At 69.4% G+C, this 8,039-nt stretch carries 8 protein-coding genes; 2 read left to right on the top strand and 6 right to left on the bottom strand.

Features of this window, described 5'->3' with window-relative positions; all coding sequences use genetic code 11:
• The 4 genes from G3I19_RS06460 to G3I19_RS06445 all read right to left on the bottom strand — a co-directional run.
• Positions 1-133: biotin carboxylase N-terminal domain-containing protein (locus G3I19_RS06460; RefSeq protein ID WP_164260416.1), on the bottom strand; the 133-nt coding region annotated here is incomplete at its 3' end.
• A gap of 126 nt (positions 134-259) precedes the next feature.
• Positions 260-466 (bottom strand): acyl-CoA carboxylase subunit epsilon, encoded by a 207-nt coding sequence (locus G3I19_RS06455; RefSeq protein ID WP_164260414.1) that lies wholly within the window; start codon positions 464-466, stop codon positions 260-262.
• 28 nt (positions 467-494) lie between these two features.
• Positions 495-2,069: an acyl-CoA carboxylase subunit beta gene (locus G3I19_RS06450; protein WP_343235009.1), complete on the bottom strand. Its 1,575-nt coding sequence runs from the start codon at positions 2,067-2,069 to the stop codon at positions 495-497.
• Between the two features lie 43 nt (positions 2,070-2,112).
• On the bottom strand, positions 2,113-3,699 hold the full coding sequence (locus G3I19_RS06445; protein ID WP_164260411.1) for a methylmalonyl-CoA mutase family protein: 1,587 nt from the start codon (positions 3,697-3,699) through the stop codon (positions 2,113-2,115).
• A 101-nt stretch (positions 3,700-3,800) separates the two neighbouring features.
• Here G3I19_RS06445 and G3I19_RS06440 point away from each other — a divergent pair, with 101 nt between their 5' ends.
• Complete coding sequence (locus G3I19_RS06440; RefSeq protein ID WP_164260409.1) at positions 3,801-4,490, top strand: TetR/AcrR family transcriptional regulator; 690 nt, start codon at positions 3,801-3,803, stop codon at positions 4,488-4,490.
• A 49-nt stretch (positions 4,491-4,539) separates the two neighbouring features.
• Here the strand turns inward: G3I19_RS06440 and G3I19_RS06435 are convergent, their stop codons facing one another.
• A complete protein-coding gene (locus G3I19_RS06435) occupies positions 4,540-5,175 on the bottom strand; it encodes a TetR/AcrR family transcriptional regulator (protein WP_164260407.1) in 636 nt (211 codons plus the stop codon).
• A 94-nt stretch (positions 5,176-5,269) separates the two neighbouring features.
• Here G3I19_RS06435 and G3I19_RS06430 point away from each other — a divergent pair, with 94 nt between their 5' ends.
• The gene (locus G3I19_RS06430) at positions 5,270-6,310 is read left to right on the top strand and encodes an NAD(P)-dependent alcohol dehydrogenase (RefSeq protein WP_164260405.1); all 1,041 of its coding nucleotides are present in this window, start codon (positions 5,270-5,272) and stop codon (positions 6,308-6,310) included.
• Between the two features lie 86 nt (positions 6,311-6,396).
• Here G3I19_RS06430 and G3I19_RS06425 read toward each other — a convergent pair whose 3' ends face one another.
• On the bottom strand, positions 6,397-7,986 hold the full coding sequence (locus G3I19_RS06425) for an MFS transporter (RefSeq protein WP_164260403.1): 1,590 nt from the start codon (positions 7,984-7,986) through the stop codon (positions 6,397-6,399).
• Positions 7,987-8,039 lie beyond the last annotated feature (53 nt).

Here is an 8,039-nt window from a genome sequence, read left to right as displayed (position 1 = left end):
CGGCCGCGCGTACGTGCGGTGCGTCCCGGTCCGGATCGGCGTAGACGGCTACGCTCGCGATTCCGGCATCCCGGCAGGCCCGTGCGACACGGACAGCGATCTCGCCACGGTTGGCGATGAGCACCTTAGTCAGCACGCCGCCGCCTCCCGCGTGGTCGCCCGCCCGCCGCTGAGCGGGCCGGGGATATCGATGACGCGAGGGACGCCGCCGAGGCGTATGCGCTGTCGCAGGTTGTTCATGGTTGCTCCGATCGGAAGGTCAGTGGGGCAGAGCCGGGGTGCGCCACCCGGCGGGGCCGTAGGTGTACGGAGTACGCGGGAGAAGGGGAGGAGACCCCCAGGCCCCGGCCGGGCGGGGGCCCGGGGCGGTGGCGGCGGTGGGGCCGGCGGTGCGGTCGGAGGACAACACCGCGACCATGGCGGCGAGTTCCTCGGCAGTGGGGTTTCCCCGGACAACCTTGATCACAGCGGCTCCTCATGGCACGCGGAGAGTCCTACAGGGGGATGTTGCCGTGCTTCTTGGGCGGCAGTGACTCGCGCTTGTTACGCAGGGCGCGCAGGCCCCGGACGAGGTGCCGGCGGGTCTCGGACGGCATGATCACCGCGTCGACGTAGCCGCGTTCGGCCGCGACGTAGGGGTTGAGGAGGGTGTCCTCGTACTCCGAGATCAGCCCGGCCCGGGTCGCCTCGGCGTCGTCCGCCGCCGCGATGGTGCGCCGGTGCAGGATGTTGACCGCGCCCTGCGCGCCCATGACGGCGATCTGCGCGGTCGGCCAGGCGACGTTCAGGTCGGCGCCCAGGTGCTTGGAGCCCATCACGTCGTACGCGCCGCCGAACGCCTTGCGGGTGATCACCGTGATGAGCGGGACCGTGGCCTCGGCGTACGCGAAGATCAGCTTGGCGCCGCGCCGGATGATGCCGTCGTACTCCTGGTCGGTGCCCGGCAGGAAGCCCGGTACGTCGACGAAGGTGATGACCGGGATGTTGTACGCGTCGCAGGTCCGCACGAAGCGGGCCGCCTTCTCCGACGCGTCGATGTTGAGACAGCCGGCGTACTGCAGCGGCTGGTTGGCGACGATACCGACGGAGTGGCCCTCGACCCGGCCGAAGCCGGTGATGATGTTCGGGGCGAACAGCGCCTGGGTCTCCAGGAATTCGTGGTCGTCCAGGACGTGCTCGATCGTGGTGAGCATGTCGTAGGGCTGGTTGGCCGAGTCCGGGATGAGCGTGTCCAGCTCCCGGTCGGTGTCCGAGGTCTCCAGGTCCGCCTCCTCAGGGAAGGCCGGCGGGGCGGAGAGGTTGTTGGACGGCAGATACGACAGCAGGCTCTTGACGTACTCGATCGCGTCCTTCTCGTCGCCCGCCATGTGGTGCGCCACACCGGACGTGGAGTTGTGGGTACGGGCGCCGCCCAGCTCCTCGAAGCCGACGTCCTCGCCGGTGACCGTCTTGATGACGTCGGGCCCGGTGATGAACATGTGCGAGGTCCGGTCGACCATCACCGTGAAGTCGGTGATGGCGGGGGAGTAGACCGCGCCACCCGCGCACGGGCCCACGACGAGGCTGATCTGGGGGATCACCCCCGAGGCATGGGTGTTGCGGCGGAAGATCTCACCGTAGGCGCCCAGCGAGGCCACGCCCTCCTGGATGCGCGCACCGCCGGAGTCGTTGATCCCGATGACAGGACAGCCGGTCTTGAGCGCGAAGTCCATGGCCTTGACGATCTTCTGGCCGTAGACCTCGCCGAGGGCCCCGCCGAAGACGGTGAAGTCCTGCGAGAACACGACGACCGGGCGGTCGTCGACCGTGCCGTAACCGGTGACGACCCCGTCGCCGTACGGGCGGTTGCTGTCGAGGCCGAAGTGGGTGGAGCGGTGCCGGGCGAACTCGTCCAGTTCGGTGAAGGACCCCTCGTCGAGCAGCAGGTCGATCCGCTCGCGGGCCGTCAGCTTGCCCTTGGCGTGCTGCTTCTCGATGGCGCGTGCCGATCCGGCATGTGTCGACTCCGACGTACGGAGCTGAAGATCGGCGAGTTTGCCCGCGGTCGTGTGGATGTCTGTGGCGTTCACTTCTGTGGCTTTCACTGGTTGTTCCACCCCGGAGGATCGTCGGTCAGAAGGTGTCGTGGGGGACGTGCACGCCCCAGATGTCGCGCAGCGCCTGGGCTACTTCGCCGACCGTGGCGTGCTGCCGCAGTGCCTCACGCATCGGGGGGAGTACGTTGCCGGTGCCCTGCGCGGTGGAGCGCAGAGCGTCCAGGGCACGTTGCACGGCGTCGTTGTCGCGCTCGGCGCGCAGGGCCGCGAGGCGCTCGCGCTGGTCGGTCTCGATGTGGGGATCGACTCGCAGCGGCTCGTAGGGCTCCTCCTCGTCGATGGCGTACTCGTTCACGCCGACGACCGTCCGGTCGCGGTTGTCGATCTCCAGCGCGATCCGGTACGCGGACTTCTCGATCTCGGACTTCTGGAAACCCTGCTCGATCGCCGCGACCGCACCGCCCCGGTCCTCGACCGCCTCGATCAGTTCCAGGGCCGCGCCTTCCACGTCGTCGGTCATCGACTCCATGACGTAGGAGCCGGCGAACGGGTCGACCGTCCTGGTCACGTCGGTCTCGTACGCGATGACCTGCTGGGTGCGCAGAGCGAGGCGGGCCGCCTTCTGGGTGGGCAGGGCGATGGCCTCGTCGTAGGAGTTGGTGTGCAGGGACTGCGTCCCGCCCAGGACGGCGCCCAGGCCCTGGAGGGCGACCCGGACGAGGTTGACCTCAGGCTGCTGCGCGGTCAGCTGCACCCCCGCGGTCTGGGTGTGGAAGCGCAGCATCTGCGACTTGGGGTTCCTGGCCTTGAACTCGTCGCGCATGATGCGCGCCCAGATACGGCGTGCGGCGCGGAACTTCGCGATCTCCTCCAGCAGCGTGGTCCTGGCGACGAAGAAGAACGACAGCCGCGGTGCGAAGTCGTCGACGTCGAGCCCGGCGGCGATCGCTGCCCTCACGTACTCCTTCGCGTTGGCCAGGGTGAAGGCGATCTCCTGCGCGGGCGTGGCTCCGGCCTCGGCCATGTGGTAGCCGGAGATGGAGATCGTGTTCCAGCGAGGCATCTCCCGGTGGCAGTAGGCGAAGATGTCGCTGATCAGGCGCAGTGACTGCTTCGGCGGGTAGATGTAGGTGCCGCGGGCGATGTACTCCTTCAGTACGTCGTTCTGGACCGTGCCCGTCAACCGGTCGCCGGATATGCCCTGTTCGGCGCCCACCAGCTGGTAGAGCAGGAGCAGGGTCGAGGCCGGTGCGTTGATCGTCATCGATGTCGACACCTGGTCCAGGGGAAGATCCCGGAACAGCGTCCGCATGTCCTCGATCGAGTCGATCGCGACACCGACCTTGCCCACTTCGCCACGGGCGATGGGCTCGTCGGAGTCGTACCCCATCTGCGTCGGCAGGTCGAAGGCGACGCTCAGGCCGCCTGTGCCCGCGCGGACCAGCTCGTGGTACCGCTCGTTGGACGCCTTCGCCGTGCCGAATCCGGCGTACTGCCGCATCGTCCATGGCCGACCGGTGTACATCGACGGATACACGCCCCGGGTGAACGGGAACTTCCCCGGGCTGCCCAGTTTGGTGTCCGCGTCGAAGTCCGCCAGCGACCAGCCGTCGTAGAGCGTCTGGATCGGCAGCCCTGACTCGCTCTCTGCAAGAGAACCCATGCCCCAACCTCCTGCGGTACTGGATATCGATAGGACGGTACTCAGTACCATTGGAGCGGGCAAGTGGTCTCGGCCTGCGAGACAGGAGAGGATGGGCCGTCATGAGCAAGCCACCCGCGCGAATCCGACTGGCGGACGCCGCCTTCGCGCTCTTCGACGAGCGCGGATACGAGCAGACGACCGTCGACGACATCGCGGAACGGGCCGGAGTCGGGCGTACGACGTTCTTCCGGCACTACCGGTCCAAAGAAGCGGTGATCTTCCCCGATCACGACCGGCTCCTCGACCTGATCAGGGACCGGCTGGCCACCTCCAGCCAGAGCACCGCCCTGGTCGCCGTGTCGGACGCGGTGCGCCTGGTCCTCCTGCACTACATCGACGAAGGCGACCTCGCCCGCAGGCGTTACACGCTCACCAGCAAGGTGACCGCCCTGCGCGACCGGGAGATCGCCAGTGTGGCGCGCTATCAGCGGCTCTTCCGCGAGTTCATCGCGGACTGGATGGGGGACCCGACGGCGGCGGCCTCACTGCGGGCCGAACTCATGGCGGCGTCGGTGGTCTCGGCCCACAACCATGTGCTGCGCCGCTGGCTCCGCGACGAGTGCTCCGAGCCGGTCGCCGAGGTGGACGAGGCGATGCGTGAGGTTCTCGCGCTCTTCTCGGGACCGCCGGAGCGCGAGAGCGTGGCGGCGGGGGCCGACACCATGATCGTCGCTTTCCGCACCGAGCAGGACTTGGAGGCGCTGCTTCCCTCGCTGAGGCGCCTGGCCGAACGCGGGCCCATGGGCTGATCCTGCCGCCGGGGGCCGGGGGCCGGGGGCCGGGGTCAAGGGCCAGGGGTCAGGGGGTCGAGGGGTCCTGTCGACGGGGGACGGGGGACGTGTCGCCCCCGCCGGCCGCGGTGGCGCCTCGGACGCAGTCGCGGAGCAGGGTGCGGCGCCGGTCGTGTACGTCATCTGGTTCCTGGCTGCCGGCCGCGTACACGTTGCTGACCGGTGACCAGGCCATGGACATGGCGATGACCACGGCCATGATGTCGAACGGGTCGCCCGCGCGGATCCGCCCGGCGGTCTGGGCCTCGGCGATGGCCGCGAGCTTGCGGTCGTCGTAGTGCTGATGCGTCTCGACGAGGTGCCCGGCGGGCCGGCGCTCCAGCCGTGTCCAGGTCGCCAGCCGGATGAGGTCGGGGCGGCGCAGATACTCGTCGTAGAGACGGACGGCCCAGCCCGCGAGATCGTCGGCGTCGATGGGCACGACGTTGGTGATGCGCTCCAGCGAGCTGAGGAAGATCGCGTCGAAGAGCCGTTCCTTGTCGCCGAAGTAGGCATAGAGCTGTGCCTTGTTGGTGCGCGCTGCCGTCACGATGCGTTCGATGCGCGCCCCGGCGATGCCGTGCTGGGCGAACTCTTCGGTGGCGGCGTCCAGGATGCGCTGGTAGGTCGCGGCGCCTCGCGAGGTCTGGGGCTGTTCCGGCATGCCCGCAGTCTACCAAACAGAACAGTTGGTTTGCCTTGGTGTGTGCGCCGCGCCTAGACTTCGGCAGACCGAACAGTCTGTTTAAGGAGTGGGAATGCGAACGAACACCGGATGGCAGGCGGCCGGCCCGACGGCGCTGCGGCGCACTTCGCTGGAGCGGCGTGACCTACGCCCGGACGACATCGCGGTGCGGGTCGACTACTGCGGTGTGTGCCACACCGACCTGCACGCCCTGCGCGCCTACGACCAGGACACGGACGCGCCCCTGGTGCCCGGTCACGAATTCACCGGCGTGGTGACCGGGACCGGACGGGAGGTGACGACCTTCGCGGTCGGCGACCGCGTCGCGGTGGGCAACATCGTCGACTCCTGTGGCGTGTGCGCCATGTGCGAAGCCGGACAGGAGAATTTCTGCCACTCCTTCCCGACTCTGACCTACGGCGGCACCGACCGGCAGGACGGGTCGACCACCCTGGGCGGCTACTCCCGCGAGTACGTCGTGCGCGACACCTTCGCCTACCCGCTTCCTTCCGGTCTCGACCCGGCCGCGGCCGCCCCGCTGATGTGCGCAGGCGTCACCGTCTGGGAACCCCTGCGCGCCCTCGGCGTGGGCCCCGGCAGCCGCGTCGCCGTGGCCGGGCTCGGCGGCCTGGGGCACCTCGCGGTCAAGATGGCCGTGGCACTCGGCGCTACCACGACCGTCATCAGCCGCACCGAGGACAAGCGCGACGACGCCCGCAAGCTCGGCGCCCACGACCTCATCGCCTCCACCGACCCCCAGCACATGGCCTCGGCACGCGACACCTTCGACGTCGTGCTCGACACCATCTCCGCCCCGCACGACCTCGCCCCGTATCTGAAGCCGGTGGCGATGGACGGCACCCTCAGCCTCCTCGGGTACCTGGGCCCCGTCACCGTCGACGCCATGGACCTGCTCCCCGGCCGTAAGAAGCTCAGCTCCGCGGGCAGCGGGGGCCGACCGGCGACAGCGGAGATGCTCCGATTCTGCGCCGACAACGGCATTGCCGCCGACATCGAGGTACTCCCGTCGTCACAGGTGGACACGGCACTCGACCGCCTCCGGCGCAACGACGTCCGCTACCGCTTTGTGCTCGACATGTCCGACCTGGACTGACCGGACTGAGCGGACAGTCGGCCGGGCCATGGCATCGTCGACGCGCCGCGGCGGGTACGGCCGGGCCGGGGGAGAAGAGGCCCTGGCTAGCCCGCGGCGGTGTTGTGCGCGCTCCTGCGGACGCCGATGGTGACCAGCGCGATGGCGGCGGCGGCGAACATCCCTGCCCCGCCGACGATCGCGCAAATGTGGAGAGCGTCGGTGAAGCTCGCGCCGTAGACGGCGTGCGCCTGAGCCGTGGCCCGGCCGGTGGGGAGACGGAGGACGGCGCCGGCCTGGATGCCGGTGTCGGCCACCACGCCCAGCACCCGGTTCCGGTCGGCGGTGTGCAGGCCGGAGGCGGCGAGGTGGCCCGGCAGGGCACTCAGGGTGCGGTTGGTGAGCAGAACACCGAAGGCCGCGGGGCCGAGCGCGCTGCCGATCTGGCGCAGGGCGCTGTTGGCGGCGCCCACGGTGGGGGCGAGGCGGCTCGGGAGGCTGTTCATCGCGATGGTGGTGATGGGCGCCGTGGCCAGGGCGATGCCGATGCCGAGTACGCCGATGACGGCGGCCGAGACGGCGATCCCGCTGGACGGGTCGAAGGTGGTGACCAGGAGGGCGCCGACGCCGCTCACGACGAGACCGACGACCAGCACGAGCCCGGGGGTGGTACGGATCATGAGCCGTCCGACCAGCGGGCCGAGGACGACGGTGAAGCCGTTGAGGGCGACGAGGCGGACGGCGATGTCGAGGGTGGAGGCGTGCTGGGCGAGGCCGAAGTACTCGCTCAGGGTGAAGACGAGACCGACCTGGGCGAAGAGCGTGAGGCACATGACGGCGGCGGTGCCGGAGAAGGCGAGGGACGAGAAGAGCCGCATGTCGAGCATGGGGTGAGCGGAACGCAGCTCGGTGACGACGAATGCGGCCAGGGCGAGAACGGCGACGACGAACGCGACGACGACTTCGGCGGAGCCCCAGCCGGTGACGCCGCCCTCGATGACCGCGTAGACCAGGGCCGCGATGGCGACGATCGCCAGGAGCTGTCCGGGAACGTCCAGTTGGCGTTCGCGTCCGGCACGGGAGTCGGCCAGCAGGAACGCACCGGCCACGCCGATGAGGGCGCCGAGAACCACGCAGGGCAGGAAGATCCACCGCCAGGATGCGTGGGCGACGATGAGCCCGTTGACCAGCGGGCCGAGTGTCAGTCCCAGTCCGAGGGAGGCCGTCCACAGGGCGATGGCCCGGGTCCGCTGCCGTCGTTCGGCGCATATGTGGGTGAGCAGGGAGAGCGTGGAGGGCATCAGGGCTGCGGTGCCGACACCGGTGAGGGCCTGACCCACGCAGAGCTGTACGACGCTGTTCGCCGTCAGACAGACGAGACCGCCGGTGACCACCAGGGCCAGTCCGGCCAGGTACACCTTCTTGCGGCCGAAGATGTCACCGAGCACTCCGCAGGTCAGCAGGAGCGCGGCGGACGGCATGATGAAGAGGTCGGTGATCCACTGCAGGCTGGTGGTGGAGGCGCTCAGAGCCTGCTGGATGACGGGCAGGGTGACCGAGACACCGACGACGGGCAGGTAGGAGACGAAGACACCCAGACAGGCCAGCACCGTCGTGGCCACCAAGTGCCAGGAAGCTGCCGGGAGTTGGGACGACTGCGGGGGCTGCGCTGAGGTGGGCGACGTGATGGCGGGCATGGCACCTCGAAACATTGTGGACAACGGCGGGCGGCTGTCTGCCCGTGCTGGAT

Source organism: Streptomyces sp. SID10853 (assembly GCF_010548145.1).
Lineage (GTDB): Bacteria > Actinomycetota > Actinomycetes > Streptomycetales > Streptomycetaceae > Streptomyces.
Note: the sequence above shows the minus strand (reverse complement) of the source record. Positions and strands in the feature narration are given on the sequence as shown.

What these genes read in the sequence shown, in the direction of transcription:
- G3I19_RS06445 (WP_164260411.1), bottom strand. Translation starts at nt 3,699, where the DNA reads ATGGGTTCTCTTGCAGAGAGCGAGTCAGGGCTGCCGATCCAGACGCTC.
- G3I19_RS06440 (WP_164260409.1), top strand. Translation starts at nt 3,801, where the DNA reads ATGAGCAAGCCACCCGCGCGAATCCGACTGGCGGACGCCGCCTTCGCG.
- G3I19_RS06435 (WP_164260407.1), bottom strand. Translation starts at nt 5,175, where the DNA reads ATGCCGGAACAGCCCCAGACCTCGCGAGGCGCCGCGACCTACCAGCGC.
- G3I19_RS06430 (WP_164260405.1), top strand. Translation starts at nt 5,270, where the DNA reads ATGCGAACGAACACCGGATGGCAGGCGGCCGGCCCGACGGCGCTGCGG.
- G3I19_RS06425 (WP_164260403.1), bottom strand. Translation starts at nt 7,986, where the DNA reads ATGCCCGCCATCACGTCGCCCACCTCAGCGCAGCCCCCGCAGTCGTCC.